At 16.8% G+C, this 22,289-nt stretch carries 19 protein-coding genes; 2 read left to right on the top strand and 17 right to left on the bottom strand.

Going from position 1 to position 22,289, the window contains the following annotated elements:
- Positions 1-103: 103 nt before the first annotated feature.
- Entirely contained in the window at positions 104-415 is a 312-nt protein-coding gene (gene thiI, locus AB4W47_RS00940) for a thiazole biosynthesis protein (RefSeq protein ID WP_367670765.1), read from the top strand.
- An 80-nt stretch (positions 416-495) separates the two neighbouring features.
- Here the strand turns inward: thiI and cgtA are convergent, their stop codons facing one another.
- From cgtA to rpsB, 16 genes are all read right to left on the bottom strand, one after another.
- On the bottom strand, positions 496-1,506 hold the full coding sequence (cgtA, locus tag AB4W47_RS00945) for an Obg family GTPase CgtA (RefSeq protein WP_367670766.1): 1,011 nt from the start codon (positions 1,504-1,506) through the stop codon (positions 496-498).
- A 119-nt stretch (positions 1,507-1,625) separates the two neighbouring features.
- Positions 1,626-1,883 carry a 50S ribosomal protein L27 gene (gene rpmA / locus AB4W47_RS00950; protein WP_367670421.1) on the bottom strand — a complete coding sequence of 86 codons (258 nt, stop codon included), beginning with the start codon at positions 1,881-1,883 and terminating at the stop codon, positions 1,626-1,628.
- A 43-nt stretch (positions 1,884-1,926) separates the two neighbouring features.
- Positions 1,927-2,235 (bottom strand): 50S ribosomal protein L21, encoded by a 309-nt coding sequence (rplU, locus tag AB4W47_RS00955; RefSeq protein WP_367670422.1) that lies wholly within the window; start codon positions 2,233-2,235, stop codon positions 1,927-1,929.
- Positions 2,236-2,735: 500 nt separating this feature from the next.
- Positions 2,736-3,695 carry an acetyl-CoA carboxylase carboxyl transferase subunit alpha gene (gene accA / locus AB4W47_RS00960; protein ID WP_367670423.1) on the bottom strand — a complete coding sequence of 320 codons (960 nt, stop codon included), beginning with the start codon at positions 3,693-3,695 and terminating at the stop codon, positions 2,736-2,738.
- Positions 3,696-3,708: 13 nt separating this feature from the next.
- Complete coding sequence (dnaE, locus tag AB4W47_RS00965; RefSeq protein WP_367670775.1) at positions 3,709-7,188, bottom strand: DNA polymerase III subunit alpha; 3,480 nt, start codon at positions 7,186-7,188, stop codon at positions 3,709-3,711.
- 260 nt (positions 7,189-7,448) lie between these two features.
- Entirely contained in the window at positions 7,449-8,594 is a 1,146-nt protein-coding gene (gene lpxB, locus AB4W47_RS00970) for a lipid-A-disaccharide synthase (protein WP_367670424.1), read from the bottom strand.
- Between the two features lie 9 nt (positions 8,595-8,603).
- Positions 8,604-9,392, bottom strand: a complete 789-nt coding sequence (gene lpxA, locus AB4W47_RS00975; protein ID WP_367670425.1) for an acyl-ACP--UDP-N-acetylglucosamine O-acyltransferase — start codon at positions 9,390-9,392, stop codon at positions 8,604-8,606.
- A 5-nt stretch (positions 9,393-9,397) separates the two neighbouring features.
- Positions 9,398-9,850, bottom strand: coding sequence for a 3-hydroxyacyl-ACP dehydratase FabZ (gene fabZ / locus AB4W47_RS00980; RefSeq protein ID WP_367670426.1), 453 nt, complete (start codon positions 9,848-9,850; stop codon positions 9,398-9,400).
- Positions 9,851-9,978: 128 nt separating this feature from the next.
- Positions 9,979-11,004, bottom strand: a complete 1,026-nt coding sequence (gene lpxD / locus AB4W47_RS00985) for a UDP-3-O-(3-hydroxymyristoyl)glucosamine N-acyltransferase (protein WP_367670427.1) — start codon at positions 11,002-11,004, stop codon at positions 9,979-9,981.
- A 1-nt stretch (position 11,005) separates the two neighbouring features.
- Entirely contained in the window at positions 11,006-11,503 is a 498-nt protein-coding gene (locus AB4W47_RS00990) for an OmpH family outer membrane protein (protein WP_367670428.1), read from the bottom strand.
- Positions 11,504-11,611: 108 nt separating this feature from the next.
- Positions 11,612-14,023 carry an outer membrane protein assembly factor BamA gene (gene bamA, locus AB4W47_RS00995; RefSeq protein ID WP_367670429.1) on the bottom strand — a complete coding sequence of 804 codons (2,412 nt, stop codon included), beginning with the start codon at positions 14,021-14,023 and terminating at the stop codon, positions 11,612-11,614.
- A 33-nt stretch (positions 14,024-14,056) separates the two neighbouring features.
- The gene (gene rseP, locus AB4W47_RS01000) at positions 14,057-15,412 is read right to left on the bottom strand and encodes an RIP metalloprotease RseP (RefSeq protein ID WP_367670430.1); all 1,356 of its coding nucleotides are present in this window, start codon (positions 15,410-15,412) and stop codon (positions 14,057-14,059) included.
- 729 nt (positions 15,413-16,141) lie between these two features.
- On the bottom strand, positions 16,142-16,858 hold the full coding sequence (gene uppS, locus AB4W47_RS01005; protein ID WP_367670431.1) for a polyprenyl diphosphate synthase: 717 nt from the start codon (positions 16,856-16,858) through the stop codon (positions 16,142-16,144).
- A gap of 286 nt (positions 16,859-17,144) precedes the next feature.
- On the bottom strand, positions 17,145-17,702 hold the full coding sequence (gene frr / locus AB4W47_RS01010; RefSeq protein ID WP_367670432.1) for a ribosome recycling factor: 558 nt from the start codon (positions 17,700-17,702) through the stop codon (positions 17,145-17,147).
- 280 nt (positions 17,703-17,982) lie between these two features.
- The gene (tsf, locus tag AB4W47_RS01015) at positions 17,983-18,783 is read right to left on the bottom strand and encodes a translation elongation factor Ts (RefSeq protein ID WP_367670433.1); all 801 of its coding nucleotides are present in this window, start codon (positions 18,781-18,783) and stop codon (positions 17,983-17,985) included.
- Positions 18,784-18,902: 119 nt separating this feature from the next.
- On the bottom strand, positions 18,903-19,631 hold the full coding sequence (rpsB, locus tag AB4W47_RS01020) for a 30S ribosomal protein S2 (RefSeq protein ID WP_367670434.1): 729 nt from the start codon (positions 19,629-19,631) through the stop codon (positions 18,903-18,905).
- A 571-nt stretch (positions 19,632-20,202) separates the two neighbouring features.
- Between rpsB and dnaB the strand changes: the two genes are divergently transcribed.
- Positions 20,203-21,615: a replicative DNA helicase gene (gene dnaB, locus AB4W47_RS01025; RefSeq protein ID WP_367670435.1), complete on the top strand. Its 1,413-nt coding sequence runs from the start codon at positions 20,203-20,205 to the stop codon at positions 21,613-21,615.
- 26 nt (positions 21,616-21,641) lie between these two features.
- Here the strand turns inward: dnaB and secB are convergent, their stop codons facing one another.
- Positions 21,642-22,082, bottom strand: coding sequence for a protein-export chaperone SecB (gene secB / locus AB4W47_RS01030; protein WP_367670436.1), 441 nt, complete (start codon positions 22,080-22,082; stop codon positions 21,642-21,644).
- Positions 22,083-22,289 lie beyond the last annotated feature (207 nt).

Consider the following 22,289-nt stretch of genomic DNA (forward strand, 5'->3'; position numbering starts at 1 on the left):
ATTAATTTAAAATATTTTTATAAAATTAATAATTTATTATATTATAAATATAATATATTTATAAATAAAAAAATAAATTTAAATTAATAAATTTTAAAAAATTATGAAAAAAAATTTAAAAAATATTAAATTTTTATATAAAAAAGAAAATAATAAAATAAAAATAACAAATAAAATTTTATCAAATAGTATTGTTTTAGATATAAGAACTGAAAAAGAACGAATTAAAAATCCTTTAAATTTAAATAAAAATATAATTAAATATTATTCTTTATATGAAATTTCTAATAAATTTCATTTATTAAATCAAAATAAAAATTATCTTTTATATTGTACTTATGGATTAATAAGTAAATTACAAGCAATAATTTTATATGAAAAAGGTTATAAAAATATTAAAATATATAGACCTTGATAGATAAAATTTTATTTTAAAAAATTTAAAATTAGTATTATTATATTATTTTTAAATTTAATTTAAATATTTATTTATAATTAAAATTTATTTTGAATAAATTTCATTAAATCTTTACATAATAAAAATGTATTAATTTTTTTTATTGAAGAAATAATATAATATTTTTCTTTCCATTTTATTGAAGAAATAATATTTTTTATTTTAAAATAAAGATTTTTTTTATTTATAAGATCTGATTTATTAAAAACCAACCATATAGGTTTTAAAAATAATTTTTTATTAAATTTTTTAATTTCATTATGAATAATATTAATATTATTAATAATAGAAGAATTATCAATAGGCATTATATCAATTAAATGTAAAAGTACTTGACATCTACTTAAATGTTTTAAAAAAATTGTCCCAAGACCTGTACCATTAGAAGATCCTTTAATTAAACCTGGTATATCAGCTATAATAAAATTTTTATTATTTGATATATTAACAACACCTAATTTAGGAATTAATGTTGTAAATGGATAATCTGATACTTTTGGTCTAGCAGAAGATACTGATCTAATAAAAGTTGATTTTCCAGAATTTGGTAATCCTAACATTCCAACATTTGCCAATAATAATAATTCTAATTTAATTTCTTTAATTTCACCTTTAGATCCATAAGATCTTTTTCTAGGAGCTCTATTAATAGAAGATTTAAAACGTGTATTTCCTAATCCATGAAAACCTCCTTTTACAATTAATAATTTTTGTTTATTTATTGTCATATCAAGTATTATTTTATTTGATATTTTATCTATTATTTGAGTTCCTAAAGGAACTTTAACAAAAATATCTTTTCCATTTTTTCCTGTACAATTATAACTTTTTCCGTTAAATCCATTTTCTGCTTTTATAACTTTTTTCATATTATATTCAATTAAAGTATTTAAATTTTTATCTGCTACAAACCAAATACTTCCACCATTACCACCATCACCTCCATCTGGACCACCTTTAGGAATATTTAATTCTCTTCTAAAACTAATACATCCATGTCCTCCGTCTCCAGCTATAACAGTAATGGAAGCTGAATCTATAAACTTCATATAATTTCTTAATTTTTAATTTTTTAAAAATATATTTATTATATATATAATATATTAATATATTTATTATGAATTTTTATAAAAAATATTTATAAGATTTTAAAAATAATTATTATTATTTATTTAGGAATAACATTTACTATTTTTTTATTATTATATTTTTTAAATTTAAATTTTACTTTTCCTTTTATTAAAGAATATAAAGTATAATCTTTACCACATCCTACATTTATTCCAGCATGAAATTTAGTTCCACGTTGTCTAACAATAATATTACCTGCTTTTACTATTTCTCCACCAAAATGTTTTATTCCTAATCTTTTTCCTTTTGAATCTCTTCCATTTCTTGTAGATCCACCAGCTTTTTTATGTGCCAAAATATAATTCCTTAATATTTTAATAAAATTTAATTTTAATTATTTATATAATATCTAATATTTTTACATCAGTAAACCATTGTCTATGACCTTGTTTTTTTTTAAAATGTTTTCTTCTTTTAAATTTATATATAATTATTTTTTTATAACGATCATGTTTAATAATTTCCATTAATATTTTTTTATTTAAACAAAATGGATTTCCAAAATATATTTTTTTATTATTAACTAACATTAATATTTTTTTAGATTCAATTATTTTACCTATTTTTAAATTAATTTTTTCTAATCTTATAATTTGACCTTTATTAACTTTATGTTGCTTTCCACCACTTTCAAAAATAGCATACATAAAAACTCCATTATTTATTTTAGATATAATTTTTTAAAAAAATTTTTTTAAAAAATTAAATATATATAAACATAATTATATCAGTTAGTTTTTATACTAGCAATAAAATGATATAATCTATATATTTTTATTATTAAATATTTTATATAATTATATATTTTTAAAAAATAATAATAATTTATTATATATAATTTTTTTATAAAAAAATATATTTTATTAAAAATAATTAATCATTATATTTTTTATATATAATTATAAATTTACTTATAAATAAATATATATAATATTTTATTATTATGTAATATAAAAATATTTTAAATAAATTATTTTTATATAATTTTATTTTAAATAAATTTAAAAATTTAATAAAAATAATTAATTTAATTTATATAAAATTTTTTATTTTTAATATTTTTTTAAAAAAGTAAAAAAAATAAATAAAATTTTAAATATTATATATTTTATTTTAATTTAAATTAAAAAATATATTTGTTATTATATTAACAATATCCATAATTCATTATTTTAATATATCTTTTTTTTAATCTTTCATTTGCATTAATAGAATCTAATTCATATAAATCAGAAATTATTTGTTTTTTAATTGAACATGAAATTGATAAAAAATCTCTATGTGCTCCACCTAATGGTTCAAGAATAATTTTATCAATTAAATTTAATTTTTTTAAACGAAATGAAGTTATACCCATTTGTTCAGCTGCTAAAAATGCTTTAGAAGAATTTTTCCATAAAATAGAAGCACATCCTTCTGGAGATATAACTGAAAAAGTACTATACTGTAACATATTAATTTTATCACCAACTCCTATAGCTAAAGCTCCTCCAGATCCACCTTCTCCGATAATAATACAAATTATTGGAATTTTTAACTTTGACATTTCACGAAGATTTTTAGCTATAGCTTCTGATTGTCCTCTTTCTTCAGCACCAATACCAGGATATGCACCTGGAGTATCAATAAATGTTATTAAAGGCATTTTAAATCTATTAGCCATTTTCATTAAACGTAAAGATTTTCTGTAACCCTCTGGTGCTGGCATACCAAAATTACATTTTATTTTTTCTTTAATTTCTCTTCCTTTTTGATGTCCAATAATCATTACTGGTCTAGAATCTAAATTAGCTATTCCTCCTATAATAGCTTTATCGTCAGAATATAATCTATCTCCAGATAATTCATGAAATTCAGTAAAGATATTATTTATATAATCTAAAGTATATGGTCTATATGGATGTCTAGATAATTGTACTATTTGCCATACTTTTAAATTTGAAAAAATTTTTTTAATTAATTTTAAATGTTTTTTTCTTAAAAAATCTATTTTTTTATTAATATTAATATTTATTTTTTTATCTATATTTATAATTTCTATAAGAGAATTTATTTTTTCTTCTAAATCTTCAATTGGTTTTTCAAAATCAAGAAAATTTATTTTCATATAATTATACCTTTTAATAAAATTTTAATTTAACCTTTTCATTACCTATAATTGATCTTAAATTATTTAATAAATAATTGGTTGGTTTAATTTTAAAATTATTATAAGAATATAATTTATAATAAGATTTTTTATTTTTAAAATTTATAAAAACAGAAGTATTTCCATATTCATGTGATTTTAAAAGATATTTAATTTTTAAAAAAATATCTTTATTAATTTTAGAATCATCTATTGATATAATTAATTTACGTATATATTTTATATTTGCTTTTTCAATATTTATTAATTTATAAACAATTAATTTAAAATTATTTTGAGAAGTATTAAAATTTATTTTACCTTTTATTAATAAAATATTATCTTTTTTTATTAATTTTTTATATTTATTTAAAATATCTGAAAAAAGTATTGTTTCTAAATATAAAGAACTATCATCTAATGTACAAATTCCAATTATATTTTTATTTTTTGTAGTAAATATACGAAAAGAAATAACTAATCCAATTATTGTAATAACTTTATTATTATAATTTAAATTTATATTATTAAAATATATTCCTTTTGAATAATATTGTCTTTCTTCTTTAAATTGATCAATAGGATGTTGAGTTAAATAAAAACCTAAAGTATCTTTTTCTTTTTTTAATAATTTTTGATAAGTCCATTTATTATTATTTTTAATAAAATTATTATTTATATTTTTTTCAAAAATACCAAACATATCTTTTTGTCCTGATATTTTATTTTTTAAATATTGATTAGAAGATTGTAAAATATTTTTTAAAGAATTCATTAAAAAAACTCTATTAGAATTAAAAGAATCTAGAGAACCAGACATAATTAATTTTTCTAAAATTTTTTTATTAATTTTTTTAAAGTTTGTACGTATACATAAGTTTAATAAATTTAAAAAAGGTCCATTTATATTTCTTTCTTTAATCAGAATATTAATTGTTTCTTTTCCTAATCCTTTTATTGCTCCCATCCCATAAATTATTTCATTATTTTTATGAACATAAAAAAAATATTGTCCTAAATTAATATTTGGAGGACATATTTTTAATTTCATTTTTTTACATTCATTAATTAAACTAATAATTTTTTCAATATTATCTATATCTGCTGTCATAACAGAAGCCATAAATTCAGCAGGAAAATTTGATTTTAACCATAAAGTTTGATAAGATATTAAAGCATAAGCAGTAGAATGAGATTTATTAAAACCATATCCAGAAAATTTTTCTACTAAATTAAATATTTTTGTAGCTAATTTATCATTAATTCCATTTTTTTTAGCTCCATTTTCAAATAAATATTTTTGTTTTTTCATTTCTAACGATTGTTTTTTTCCCATTACACGACGTAAAATATCTGCATCTTCTAATGTATATCCAGATAATATTTGAGCTATTTTCATAACTTGTTCTTGATATAAAATAATTCCGTATGTAGAATTTAAAATAGGTTTAAGAGATTTATGTTGCCATTTTTTATCTGGATAAGATATAATTTCTTTTCCATGTTTACGATTAATAAAATTTTCTACCATACCTGATTGTAATGGACCTGGTCTAAAAAGAGCAACAAGAGCAATAATATCTTCAAATGAATCTGGAATTAATCTTTTTATTAAATCCCTCATTCCATGAGATTCTAATTGAAATACTGCTATAGTTTCTGATTTTTTTAAAGTTTTAAAACTTTTTTTATCTTTATAAGATATATTAGATATATTAATTTTAGGAAGATTTTTTGTTTTTAAATTTTTATTAATCATTTTTACTGATTTATCAATAATAGTAAGAGTTTTTAATCCAAGAAAATCAAATTTTACTAAACCAATATATTCTATATCATTTTTATCAAATTGAGTCATTGGATTTTTTCCATCACTATCAAAATAAAGTGGAGAAAAATTTGTTATTTTACTTGGTGATATAACAACTCCACCAGCATGTTTTCCTACATTTCTAATTGTTCCTTCTAATTTTTTTGATATATCAATTAATCTTTTAACTTCTTTATCATGTTTATAAGAAATTTTTAATTGATTTTCCATATTTAAAGCTTTTTTTAAAGTCATTCCTGGATCAAATGGTATAAGTTTAGCAATTCTATCTACAAATCCATATGAATATCCTAATACTCTTCCAACATCTCTTATAACAGCTTTAGCTGTCATTGTACCAAATGTAATAATTTGTGATACATGTTTAGATCCATAAATTTTAGAAACATGATTAATAACTAAATCTCTTTTTTCCATACAAAAATCTATATCAAAATCAGGCATAGATATTCTTTCTGGATTTAAAAATCTTTCAAAAAGTAAATCAAAATTTAATGGATTAATATCTGTTATATTAAGAGAATATGCAACAAGAGATCCAGCTCCTGATCCTCTACCAGGACCTACTGGAATATTATTTTTTTTTGCCCATTGTATAAATTCCATAACTATTAAAAAATATCCTGGAAATTTCATTTTATTAATAATTTTTAATTCTGAATCAAGCCTATTAAAATATATTTCTTTTTTTTTTAAAAATTCATTATGGTTGGGAAATATTTTATATAATCTTTTTTTTAATCCTTTATATGATTTTTTTATTAAAAATTTAGAAGAAGAAATATTACCTGTAGGAAATTTTGGTAAAAAATATTTTTTTCTAAAATTAATAGTAACATTACATCTACGAGATATTTCTACACTATTTATAAGAGCTTCTGGTATATCAGAAAAAAGATCACACATTTCTTTTTCTGTTCTTAAATACTGTTGTGGACTATAATATTTAGGTCTTTTAGAATTTTCTAAAGTAAATCTATTATTTATAGAAACACGAATTTCATGAGCATAAAAATCTTCATATTTAATAAATCTTACATCATTTGTTGCAACTACTGGTAAATTTTTTTTACTTGCTAATTCTATTGCATAACAAATATATTTTTCTTCATTTTCACGACCAGTACGTATTAATTCTATATAAAATCTATTATAAAAATATTTTTGATAAAATTCTAAACTTTTTTCTAATTTATAAAAATTTTTATTTATTAAATTTTTTCCAATATTTCCATTTTTTCCTCCAGAAAGTAATATTAATCCTTCATTATATTTAGCAAGGTCAATTTCATTTATAAATGGTCTATTTTTTTTATATCCTTGTTTATAAGACTTAGAAATTAATAATATTAAATTATTATATCCAATATTATTGGATGCAAGAATTGTTAATTCACATAATTCATTTTCTAACATTTTTGTTTTAATTAAAACATCTGAACCAATAATTGGTTTAATTCCATTAGAACATGATGATTTATAAAAATTAATTAATCCAAAAAGATTATTAAAATCTGTTAAAGCTATTGATGGCATTTTATATTTTAATATTTTTTTTATTAATTTATTTATTTTAATTAAACCATCAATCATGGAATAATCACTATGTACTCTTAAATGAATAAATTTTGGAGAAAAAATTTTCATATTATATATTATTAAAATTATAAAATAAATTAAAATTTTTTAAAAAAATATTTTTTATATTTTTATATAAAAATTTTTAAAAAAAATTATATTAATTTTAAATAAATTATTTAAATTAATAAAAATTTAATAAATATTTTATTAAAATTTTAATTAATTAATATATTTTTTTTAAATTTTAAATATTTTTTATAAAAATAAAATAATAAATTTAAAAATTATTTAAAATATTTAAAATATTAAAACGTTTATATTTATTTAGAATAAATAAGATCTATTACAGCACGAGTTGCTTTTTTATTAGCATTACAACGAATTTTTTTATGTAATAAATAAAAATTTTTTAATAAAATTTTATTATTATTTTTATTTATAAGTAATTTATATAATTCTTTGGATAAATTTTTAGGATTACATTCTTTTTGTAAAAATTCTTTAACAAGTTTTTTATTAGCAATAATATTTGGAAGAGATATCCATGGAATTTTAATTAAAATTTTAGCTATAAGAAAAGTAAAAAAATTTACTTTATAACCTACAACCATTGGACATTTTGCTAACATACATTCTAAAGTTGAAGTACCAGAAGCTACTAATGCAACATCAGATGCAATCATTACTGTATGTGATTGATTAAAATATTTTTTTATTTTTATTTCAGGAGTATATTTATAATATATTTTATTAAAAATATATTCACAATCTTTATTTATAAAAGGAATTAAAATTTTTAATTTAGGTAATAAATTTTTTAAAATTTTTGCACTATATAAAAATGTTTTAGTAAGATTTTTAATTTCATTAAATCTACTTCCAGGTAAAATTGCTAAACAAATAGATTTAGAAGAAATATTAAGTTTTTTTCTTGCTTTTTTTTTATTTGGTTTTAATGGAATATTATCTGCTAATATATGACCAATAAATTTACAAGGAATATTAAATTTATCATATATTTTTTTTTCAAAAGGTAAAAAAGATAATATTTGATCAACAGAATTTTTTATTTTAAATATACGATTTTTTCTCCATGCCCAAATTGAAGGGCTTATATAATGAATTACTTTTATTCCTGATTTTTTTAATTTTTTTTCTAAAAAAATATTAAAATCTGGACTATCAATACCAATAAAAACATTTATATTTAATTTAATAAAACGTTTTATTAAATTATTTCGTATAAATAAAATTCTTGGTATTTTTTTTATAATTTCAGTTAATCCTATTATAGATAATTCATCAATATTATACCAAGATTCCATTCCCTCTTTTTTCATACAAGGTCCAGATATTCCAAAAAAATTTATATTAGGAATATATTTTTTTAATGAATTCATTAAATTAGCACCTAATATATCTCCAGATGATTCTCCAGCTACTAAACCAATATTTATTTTATTCATAACAATTGTTTATCTTATAATTCCTCTACGTGATCTAGATAAAAAACTTATAAAATTATTTATAATAAAATATTTTTTAGAAAGTTCTTTTAATTTATATTTTACTTCTTTTAAAGTTTTTCCTTTTTTATAAATAATTTTATAAGCAATTTTTATTGCATAAATATCAGATTTTTTAAATTTATTTCTTTTAAGACCTATTTTATTTAAACCAAATGGAGATGCACGATTACCTTGAGCAATAATGAAAGGAGGAACATCTTGAACTACACCTGAAAAACCGCCAATAATAACATGCATACCAATAATACAAAATTGATGTATAGCTGTCATACCACCAATTATTACATAATCATCTAATATAACATGTCCTCCTAAAGTTGCATTATTAGCTATAACACAATTATTTCCTATAATACAATCATGTGCTATATGTGTATTAACCATTAAAAGATTATCATTTCCTATTTTTGTTAATAAACCTCCTTGTATTGTCCCACGATGTATTGTTACACTTTCTCTTATTTGATTTCTATCACCAATTTTTACTTTAGTTGGTTCTCCAAAATATTTTAAATCTTGATTAATTTCTCCAATAGATGAAAATTGATATATTTTATTTTCTTTTCCTATTTTAGTAATTCCATTTATTATTACATGAGATTTAATAATAGTATTTTTACCAATATAAACATTTGATCCAATATAACAAAATGGACCAATATAAACCCCAGATTTTATAATTGCACCTTTTTTTATAATAGTACTAGGATGTATAAAAATAGATTTATTATTCACTTATCTTAAATCTCCATACGTCTAGCGCACATTATAGATGCTTCACAAACTATATAATTATTTACTTTAACAATTCCTTTAAATCTTGCAATTTTATTACGTTCTTTAATAAAATATACTTTAATAATCATTTGATCTCCTGGTTGTACTGGTCGTTTAAATCGTGCTTTATTAATAGTAGCAAAATAATATAATTCACCTGTTTTTAATTCTCCTGTACTTTTAAATGCTAAAATTCCAGTAGCTTGAGCCATTGATTCTAAAATTAATACTCCTGGAAAAATTGGTTTTCCTGGAAAATGTCCTTGAAAACAAGGTTCATTAAAAGAAACATTTTTTATTGCTATTAAAAATTTTCCTTTTTTAAAATTAAGTACTTTATCTATAAGTAAAAATGGAAATCTATGAGGTAAAAGTTTTAGAATTTCTTGAATATACAGAGTATGATCATTAGACATTAAAATACTCTTCCTATTTAATAAAACGTTATATTATAAAAATAAGCTATATTAATTAAATATTTTTAATATTCAACAAATTTTAATAAAATTTTTATATAAAATATTTAACATTTACTATATATAAATTATTTTTTTAAAAATTTTTCAATTTTTTTAATTCTTTTTCTTATATCATTTATTTTCATTAAAATAACTGCTGTTTTTTTCCATTTAGTATTAGATTGTAATGGCATTCCAGAAGAATAAGTTCCTGATTTATTTATTGAACGAATTACCATACTCATACCTGTTATAATAACATTATCACAAATTTTTATATGTCCATTAATTACACTAGCTCCACCAATCATACAATGTTTTCCTATAGAAGTACTTCCTGCTATTATAACTCCTCCAGCAATAGCTGTATTATTTTTTATAATAACATTATGTGCAATGTGACATTGATTATCAATAATTACTCCATTTCCAATGATAGTATCATCTAAAGTTCCTTTATCAATAGTTGTACATGATCCAATTTCTACTTTATTACCAATTTTTACTCTACCAATATGAGGTATCTTAATCCATTTATTTTTATTATTAATATAACCAAATCCATCTGATCCAATAACTGTTCCAGATTGAATAAAACAATTAGATCCAATTTTTACATTATTATGAATAATAACATTAGCTAATAATTTAGTACCAAATTTAATTTTAATATTATTACCAATAAAACATCCAGGACCTATAAAAACATTATTTTCTATTTTTGTACCTGATAAAATAATACTATTAGCTCCAATAATTGTATTATTTCCAATAATTACATTTTTATCTATCACAGCTGTATCACTAATATTTTTAGATATTTTTATTTCTTTTAAAAAACCCATAATTTTTATTATATGTATATAAGATAAATATGGATTTTTTACAACAATTGCATTAATATTACAATAAGGTAAAGCATCAGCAGATATAATTATTGCTGATGCTTTACAAAAAGAAAGTTTTTTTCTAAAACGAATATTTGATAAAAAAGTTATGTCTCCAGTCTTTGCATTTTCTATAGAAGAAATTCCTTTAATAATAACATTTTTATCACCATATAATTGTGCATCCAACTTCTGTGATAAATCAGATAGTCGAATTGAAATCATATTATTTTACCTGATTTAATACATCAATTGTAATATCTTTTGCATTAAGAGCATATACAATAGAATTTGAATCAATAACTAATTCATATTTTCTTTTTCTAGAAATATGTTTTACAATATTTTCTATATAATTTATTATTTTTTTTCTTTCTTCTATTTGTCTTCTATGATTTTCTTGTTCAAATATTTGAGCTTTATTTGTAAAAATTTCACGTTCTTCTAAAATAGATTTTTCTATTTTATTTCTTTCACTAGGCCTCATAGTAGCACGATTTTTTTTAAAATCTTGTATTTTTTCATATAACTTATTTTCAAGAAATTGTAATTCTGAAGCTCGTCCTTTAAATTCATTTTCAATTTTTTTAGAAGCTATAATTCTTTTTGAAGATTGATTAAATATTTTAGACATATTTACTACAGCAATTTTATCACAAGATTGAGCATTAATTGAAGATGTTATTATTATTAATAATAATATAGAACATAAAAATTTTTTCATTTTAACTCCTAATTAATGAATATATAATATTTTTTTAAAAAACATATTATTATAAATAAAAAATATTTTAAATAAAATTTAAATTAAAATATTTAATATATTTTTAAATTACCAAATTTTTCCAATATTAAATTGAAATTTTTCGATTATATCTTTTTTATATTTTTTAATAGGTTGAGCATAAGAAAATGATAATGGACCAATTGGTGAAATCCATTGAAAAGAAATTCCATATGACATACGAATTTTTTTAAAATCACCATAATCTAAAATATTAAATTTTTTTGTAATATTATTATTTTCCCAATTACTATCTATAATAGTACCAATATCAATAAAAAATAAAGATCTTATTAATTTATAATTATTTTTATAATTTAAAAATAATGGTATAACAAGTTCAAAATTAGCTATTCCAATAACATTTCCACCTATAGATATATTAGATTCTTTTAAAATAGATTTATTATATTTCATATTATATTTATTATATTTATAATAAATTGCTTTTGGACCAATTGTATTATTACTAAATCCTCTAATAATATTTTTATTATTAGAAAAAAAATTTTCAAAAAATGGTGGTTCTTTTTTATTTATTCCTGATAAGTATCCTAATTGTAATCTAGTTATAAAAATCCAATTTTTATTTTTATTTAAAGGAAAATAATATTTATATTTTGAATATATTTTATAATATTTATTATAAGAACCAGGAAGAGTAACTATACCAGAAAATTTAAAATATGTTCCATATTTTGGAAAATAAAAATCATTTAGTGTATTAATTTTACATTGTAAATTAAATAAAAAATCATTAGCATTAATTTTTAAATTATCATTTCTTTTATAAGAATAAATATTAAAAGATTCTAAATATCTACATATAGATATTTGTTGTTTAATATTATTAATTTTTTTATGAGTATAATTTAATCCTATTCCTAAAAAATGTTTCTTTTTTAAAGGAAAATTTAAAATCATTTCTGAACCATAACTATGAATATTATAGTCCAACATATTTTCATTACTAGAACTTATATCATCATAAAAAAATTTAGTATTTAAACCAATTCCTTTATAAGTAATATATGGATTTTTTATATTTAAAATAGTTGTATCTTGAAAAGAATTTTTTGTTGAATGAAATGAAAAGGAATTACCTGTTCCTAACCAATTATATTGATTTATATTAATTTGAAAATTTATTCCATTTTTAGAACTAAATCCTAATCCTGCATTAATATTTCCAGTATTTATTTCTTTTACATTATATAAAACATCTACTTGATTTTTTTTATTAAAAACTGGTATTATATTAAAATTTACTTTTTCAAAAAAATTTAAATTATTTAAATTTTCTTTTCCTTTTTTTATAAAATCCATATTTATTATATTTTGTTCCATTTGTATTAATTGTCTTCTAAGAACTATATCTTTATTTATAAAATTTCCTGAAAAAATAATATATCTAACATAATAACGATTTCCATAAAAAATATTAAATAATAATTTAATTTTTTTATTTTTTTCATCTAAATTAGATTTTATATCTATTTTTGAAAAAATATATCCATTTTGTAATAAAATATTTTTAATATCATTTTTTATTTTTAATAAAAAAATACCATCATATAATTTTCCTATTTTAATTTTATTAATTATTTTTTTAATTTTATTTATTTTTTTATTTATATTACATTTAAAATCTACATAAGAAATTTTATATTGAGATCCTTCTGTAAGATATAAAGTAATATAAATATATTTTTTATTTTTTTCTAAATTTATTTTAATAGAATTAATGTTAAAATTTGCATAACCTTGTCTATAATAAAAATTATAAATATCTTTTAAGTCTTTCATAAGTATAATTTTATCATATTTTCTATTTTTAAAAAAATTCCACCATGAAATTTTATCATGTAAATGTAATAAAGATATTAAAGTTTTATGAGAAAATTTTTTATTTCCTATAATATTAATTTTTTTAATTTTAAAATATTTTCCTTCATTAATTTTAAAATTTAAAATAACTCTATTTTTTGAAAAATATTTTATATTAATTTTTACAGAAATATTAAATTTTCCTTTATTATAATAAAAATCTTTTATATTTTTTTTTATATGAAAAAGTAAATTTTTATTTAAAAATTTTCCTTCTTTTATTCCTTGATTTTTAATGTTTTTTATAAGAATATCATTTTTTATTTTTAAATTACCTATTAAATTAATTTTTTCTATTATAGGTCTTTCTTTTAAATAAAAAATTAAACATTTTTTATTTAAAGTAGCTTTAACATTTTCAAAATATCCTGTAGAAAATAAATAATTTATTGCAAATTTTATATTTCTTTTTGTAATATTTTTAATATTTATTGGAATTTTAGATAAAATTTCATTTTTATTAATTCTTTGTAATCCTTTATATAATATTTTTTCTATTTTTAATTCATTAAAAGAATATACATGAAAACTAGTTAATAATAGTATTATTGCAAATAATTTTTTTATCTTCATATTTTTGTTTATTTTCCATAAAATTATATAATTTTATATTTTAGATAAATCATTAAAAATAGCTATACTATTAAAAATTATTAAAATAATTGTACTTAATTTATAAATTAAATTTTGAATTTTTTTAGATATAGGTTTTTTTATAATTTTTTCTATTATTAATAATAATATATGTCCTCCATCTAATATAGGTAAAGGAAAAAGATTTATTACTCCTAAATTAATACTTATTAATGCTAAAAATTCTAAATAATATATTAATCCATATTGTACTGAAATTTTTGCAATTTTTGCTATATAAATTGGACCATTTAATTCACTAATTTTAATATTTCCTATAAGCATTTTTTTTAAAATATTTATAGTAAACATAATTAAATTATATGTTTTTTTTATAGATTCTATAAAAGATTTTAATATATTAAATTTATATATAATTTTATCTTTATATTTATATGAATTTTTTTTTATTTTAATTCCTAATAATCCTATTTTTTTATTATTTTTTAAAATTTTAATATCAGGTTTTAAAAAAATATTTAAATTTATTTTTTTTCTTTTAATAGAAATTTTATGTATTTTATATGGATTATTATAAATATATTTTTTAAAATTTTTTAAATTAATTAATTTAATATTATTTAATTTAATAAGTTTATCACCAATTTTTAAACCTGATTTTTCTGCTGATGATTTTTTATTTATTTTAGATATAATAAATCTATTTTTTGGATTTTGTTTTATAATACCAAGAAAATATATTGGATCTTTTTCTATATTTTTAATATTTATTTTTTTTAAATTTAATATTTTTTTTTCTGTAATATTTTTTAAAAAATCATATACTTCAATACATATATTTTTTTTGTCTATTTCTTTTATTAATTGAATTTTTACTGAATTCCAATCAATAGTTTTTACTCCATTAATTGATTTAATTTCCATATTTGAATTAATTCCAGAATTTTTAGCAATAGAATTATTTAAAGTATTATAAATTATTGGTCTATAATTTATAATTCCAATTGAAAATATTATCCAATATAAAAATATTGCAAAAATAAAATTAAATATTGGACCAGATAAAATTATTATAAAACGTTTCCAAATTTTTATATAATTAAAATTTTCTTTTTTTTTTAATGAAATTAAATTAGATAATGGTTCACCAAACATTTTAACATATCCACCTAACGGAATAGATGATATTGAATATTCAGTATTATTTTTATCATACCAACTATATAATTTTTTTCCAAAACCTATAGAAAAACAACTTACTTTAATTCCAAAAAATTTTGCAAATAAAAAATGTCCTAATTCATGAATTGCAACTAAAATAATTATTGAAATAATAAATAACAAAAAACAAAAAATAAATTGTATCATGATAAATCTCAAATTTTTTTAATACATTAAAACATATATTTAAAATTATATTTAATATTTATATATTTTTAAATTTATTTTAAATTAAATTTAATAAAATTAAAAAAATATATTATTAATTAATAATAAATATAAATTTTTAAATATAAAATTTAAAAAAATAATTTTATTTAAAATATAAAAATATATTTTAAAAATAAAAAAATAATAAAATTTTTTTTAAATTTTTTTAAATAAAATATTTATAAATATTTTATTTTTTTTCTAAAATATTTTTAAAATAAATATAATAAAAAATCCAAAATAGATATAAAAATTATTTAAATAATAAATATTTATATAAAAAATTTAATATTTTTATATTAATATTTATATAAGTAAATTAATATAAAAAAATAAAAAATATTAATTATATAAAATATAAATAAATATTATATTTTTTTAAAAATTTAATTATAAAAATAAAAAAATAATATATATAAAATAAATATAATATAAAAAGTATTTTTTCTATAAAAATAAAAAAATTAATTTTTATTTAAAATATTTAATTTTATAAATTTAATATATTATATTATATTAATAATATAAATAATTTTATTAAAATATATAAATAAATTTATATATAAATAAAATAATAATAAAATTTTAATAAAAATTAAAATTATATAAATAAAAATTATTTTTATTTTTAATAAAAAAATTTTATTTAATAATTAATAATTAGTTTTATGAGCTTTTTCCAAATCTTCTTTTTCTTTTAGAAAAATCATAAATAGCTTTTTTAAAATGAAAATTTTTAAAATCTGGCCATAATATATCAGTAAAAAAAAATTCAGAATAAGCAATTTGCCAAAGTAAAAAATTACTTATTCTTAATTCTCCACCTGTTCTTATAAGAAGATCTATTGGTTTTTGTTTATTAAGACAAATATACTTATTAAAAATATTTTCATTAATATTTTTTAATTTAATATTTTTATCAATAATTTTTTTATAAAATTTTTTTATTCCCTCTATAATATCCCAACGTCCTCCATAATTTATTGCAATATTTAAAATTAAACCAGTATTATTATATGTAAGTTTTTCAGATAATTTAATATTTTTTTGAAATTTTTTATTAAACATTAAAATATTACCAATTATATGAATTTTAACATTATATTTATTTAAAATTTTTGATTTTTCATATATTTTTTTAGTAAAAAGATTAATTAATTCTGATAATTCTTGAGGAGATCTATTCCAATTTTCACTACTAAATGCAAATAATGTTAATGATTTTAAATTACTTTTTATGGAAAAAAATATAATTTCTAACATAGATTTAATTCCAGCTTTATGTCCAAATATAGGTAATTTATTTAATTTTTTTGCCCATCTACTATTTCCATCCATAATTATAGCTATATGATTAGGAATATTTGAAATTAATTTTTTCATTTATAAAATATTTAATTTTTATTTATTAATTTTATTTTAAATTTTATAATATTTTTATTAAAAATTTTAATTATTTATATATTATTTTATATATATAATATATATATTATCTTAATTATTTGAACTTAATAAAATTAAATTTAAATAATTAAATAATAAATAATTTTAAAAAATTATATAAAAAATTTTTATTAATAATAAAACTATATACTTTTAAAAAATTTAATTAAAATATTTTAATAAATTAATAATATATATTATATAAATATATAAATTTTTATAAAAATTATTTAAAAATATCTTTTTCTTTTTCTAAAAATATTTTATCTAAATTTTTAATTGAATAATCTGTTAATTTATTTATTTGATTTTGCATATTATATTCTTGATCTTTATTAATTATTTTTTTCTTTAAATTTTTTTTTATTATATTATTAGATTCTCTTCTTATATTTCTAATAGAAACTTTACTATTTTCAACATAAGATTTTATTATTTTTAATAATTCTTTTCTTCTTTCTTCAGAAATTTGTGGAAAAGATAAATATATTATAGATCCATTAGAAAATGGATTAACTCCTAAATTTGAAATTAAAATTGTTTTTTTTATAATAGAAACAAATTTTTTATCAAATACTGTAATACTTAAAGTATTAGAATTTTTTAAAGTAATGTTAGAAATTTTCTTTAATAAAACATAACAATTTTTATCATATGGAATTTTTATTCCATCAAGAATATTTGTAGAAATTTTTCCTATTCTAAAATTATTAATAGATGATATAAATGTATTTATACATTTTTTCATTTTTAATTCAGTATCTTGATAAAATTTTTTAATCAAAATTATTTACCTTATAAATTTTATATTTTTAATAAAAATTTTTATTAAAATTAATTTTTAAATTAAATAAATAAAATTATATATATTTAATTATTAAATATTTTATAAAAATATTTAAATTATATTTATAAATATATGTTTTATATAAAATAAAAAAATTTCTTATTTTATAAAAAATTTATTTTAATAAATTAAAAAATTAATATTTTTTAAAATTTTATTAAAAAAAATAAAAAAAATTAAAATATAATTAATTATATAATGTATTTTATTATATTTTTTAATTATTTTGATTTACTTTCATATAAATAAATTTTTTTATAAAAATATCATTTTCTTTTAAAATTTCTTTAACAATTATTTTAGGATTAAAAATAAAATGTTGATTTACTAAAGAAATATTTTCAGAAAATTTTTTCATTCTTCCTGTAACAATTTTTTTAGATATTTCCTTTGATTTTCCTGATTTTATTGCAATTTCTAATTGAATATTATATTCATGTTTTAAAACTTTATTAGGTATATCTTTTATATCTATATATTTTGGAAAACTTGCAGCTATATGCATGGCAATTTTTTTTAAAATATTATGATATTTATTTGCACACAATAATACTCCTATTTTTTCATTATGAATATAAGAACATATATAATTTCCTTTTAAAAAATTAAAACGATTAATTTTAATATTTTCTCCTAATTTATTTATTATATCTTTATTTTTATATTTTAAAATATCTCTTATACTTTTTATATTATCTATTTTTTTAGATAAAGAAGTGTTAATTATTTCATAACAAAAATTTTTAAAATATTTATTTTTTGCAACAAAATCAGTTTCACAATTTAATTCAATAATTATACCATATTTATTATTTCTAGATATACCTGAAATTATAATTCCTTCTTTAGAATCTTTTTTAGTTATTTTTAAAAAATTTTTAATTCCAGTTTTTCTTAAATAATCAATTGCTAATTCTATATCTCCTTTAGATTTTATTAAAGCATTTTTACATTCTATAATTCCTAATCCAGTACGATATCTTAATATTTTTACTAAATTTATTGTAATATTTGTCATAGATTTCCTATATGTTATTAATATAATTAATTTTTATTTTTTAATAAATTATTTAAAATATAATATATAAAATTTTTTTTAATAAAATTTAATTATTCAATATATAAAAATAATTAAATTTATATTTTATTTAAATTATCAAATTTTTTATTAAAATTTTCAGATTTTTTTATTAAACCTTTTTTAATATAATTAACTACATCTTTTAAATAAAGATTTATAGAACGTATTGAATCATCATTTCCTGGAATAATATAATCTATTTTATCTGGATTAGTATTTGTATCAACTATTGAAAAAATAGGAATTCCTAAATTACTTGCTTCTTTTATTGCAATATTTTCATGATGTGCATCTATAACAAATAAAGCATCTGGTAAACCACCCATATCTTTTATTCCACCAAGACTTTTTTCTAATTTTTTTAATGAACGCATACGTAATAAAGCTTCTTTTTTAGTTAATTTATTAAAAGTTCCATCTTTTGATTGTAATTCAAGATCTTTCAATCTTTTAATTGATTGTCTAACAGTTTTCCAATTAGTAAGCATCCCACCTAACCATCTATGATTTACAAAAAATTGATTACATTTTTTTGCAGCATATTTTATAGATTTACTAGCAACTTTTTTTGTTGCAACAAAAAGAATTTTTCCTCTATTAAAAGATATTTTTTTAATTTCATTAAGAGCATATTTATACATTGGTATTGTTTGCTCTAAATTTATAATATGAATTTTATTTCTTGAACCAAAAATAAATGGTTTCATTTTTGGATTCCAATAACGAGTTTGATGACCAAAATGTACACCAGCTTTTAACATTGCACGCATAGAAATATCTTCCATACAAAACCTCTATTATAAAATATTTGTTTTTTAAAAAGTTAAAATATAGATATATTTATGTTTTAATTTTTTAAAAAAGATAATTTTTAGTATAAAAATACTTTTATATTAAAAATATTTTATACTATAAAAAATTTTTTTCATATAGTTAATAACTTATAAATTTAATTAAATTAATTAAAATTAATATTTTTAAAAAATTTATATTTATTAAATAATAATTTATTAATTTTAAATTAAAAATTTATATTTATATATGAACATATCATATTTATTTAATAAATAAATAATTTTTAAAAAATTTTTTAAAAAATTTTTAGTAATACTATTTTTAGTGTAAAATATATATTTTTAATAAAATTTTTTATTAAAAAATATATTATATAAATAATAAATATTAATAAAAAATTTATAAAAAAATTATTAAATTTTAAATTAATTTTTTATTTTTAAAAAATACTTATTAAATAATTTTAATTTATATAAATTTTATATAAATTTGTATAAATAAAAAATATATTTATATTTTATATAAAAAATAATTTTTTTTATAAGGAAAAAAAATAATTTTATGATAAAAAATAATTTTATAAATAAAAGAAATTTTTTATTTAAATCAAGAACAAAAAATATTAAAATTCCTCCATACTCGTTAGAAGCAGAACAATCAATTTTAGGAGGATTAATGTTAGATAATAATAAATGGGATGAAGTAATTGAAAGAATTAAATCTAATGATTTTTTTAATCGTCCTCATCAAATTATTTTTAATGAAATGAAAATATTACTTGAAATTAATCAACCTATAGATTTAATTACATTATCCGAATCTTTAGAACAAAAAGGAATATTAAATCCAGTAGGAGGATTTGCATATTTAGCTGAACTTTCAAAAAATATTCCTAGTTCTGCTAATATTTCTGCTTATACTGAAATTGTTAGAGAAAGAGCAATTGTTAGAGAAATAATTACAGTTGCTAATGAAATTTCTTCTGCTGGATATAATCCTCAAGGAAGAAAAAGTGAAGATTTATTAGATTTTGCAGAATCTAAAGTTTTTCAAATAGCTGAAACTCGTATGAAAAAAAATGATGGACCAAAAAATATTGATTTTTTTTTAGAAAAAACAGCAATTCAAATTGAAAAATTATATAAAAAACCATACAACGGAGTAATTGGTCTTTCTAGTGGATATGAAGATTTAGATAAAAAAACTTCTGGATTACAAAAATCTGATCTTATTGTTATTGCTGCTCGTCCATCAATGGGAAAAACAACATTTGCTATGAATTTATGTGAAAATGTAGCTATAACAGAAAAAAAACCAGTTTTAATTTTTAGTTTAGAAATGCCAGGAGAACAAATAATGATACGTATGTTGTCTTCTTTATCTAGAGTAGATCAAACTAAAATAAGAACAGGTCAATTAAGTGATGATGATTGGTCAAAAATTTCAAATACTATGGGTTTAATTCTAAAAAAAAGAAATGTATATATAGATGATTCTTCTAGTTTAACCCCTATGGAAATTAGAGCTAGATCTAGAAGAATTTTCAAAGAAAACAATGGATTAAGTTTAATTATGGTTGATTATTTACAATTAATGAAAGTTCCTTCATTTTCTGAAAATAGAACATTAGAAATTGCAGAAATATCTCGTGCTCTTAAATCTCTTGCAAAAGAATTAAGTGTACCAGTTATAGCTTTATCTCAACTTAATAGAAGCTTAGAACAAAGATCTGATAAAAGACCAATTAATTCAGATTTAAGAGAATCTGGATCTATTGAACAAGATGCTGATTTAATCATCTTTATATATAGAGATGAAGTATATCATACAAATAGTGATCTTAAAGGTATTGCTGAAATTATTATCGGAAAACAAAGAAATGGACCAATAGGAAATATTAAATTAACATTTAATGGAAAATTTTCTAGATTTGATAATTTTTATGAAAATTATGAAAAAGATAATGTTATTTAACATATATTTTTAAATTAATTAAAAATTTATTTATTATTTATTTTATTATGTTCAATAAATAAATGATCGAAATTAATTGGATTTATATTTAATGGTGGAAAACTTCCATTTATTATTTGATTAGAAATAGATTCACGAATATAAGGAAAAATAATATTAGGACAATAAGATCCTAAATAATAAGAAATTTGTTTTTTATCAATTCCTGAAATATTAAAAATACCTGCTTTTTGAATTTCACAAATAAATGCAATAATTTCTTCTGTTTTTGCTATTAACTTTATTTTTAATATAACTTCATAAAAATTTTCATATAATTTATATGAATTAGTATCTAAATCTATTTGTATTTTAGGATTCCATTTTTTTTTAAAAATTTTAGGAGAATTTGGAGACTCAAAAGAAACATCTTTAGTATATATTCTTTCAATTTTAAAAAAAAAATTTTTTTTATTTTTATTTAACATATTTTTCCTACAAATAAATTTTTTTTTAAAAAAACTTTTTTAATTTATATTAAATATATTTATTTTTAATTAATTATTTATAAATTATTTAATATTATTTATTATATATTATAAATTATATTTATAATTTATCAATAAATAATTTCAAAAAAATATTTTACATATTTATTTATTAAAAATAATAAATATTAACTTTTTTTTTAATAT

Source organism: Sodalis-like secondary symbiont of Drepanosiphum platanoidis, from assembly GCF_964059955.1.
Taxonomy (GTDB): domain Bacteria; phylum Pseudomonadota; class Gammaproteobacteria; order Enterobacterales; family Enterobacteriaceae.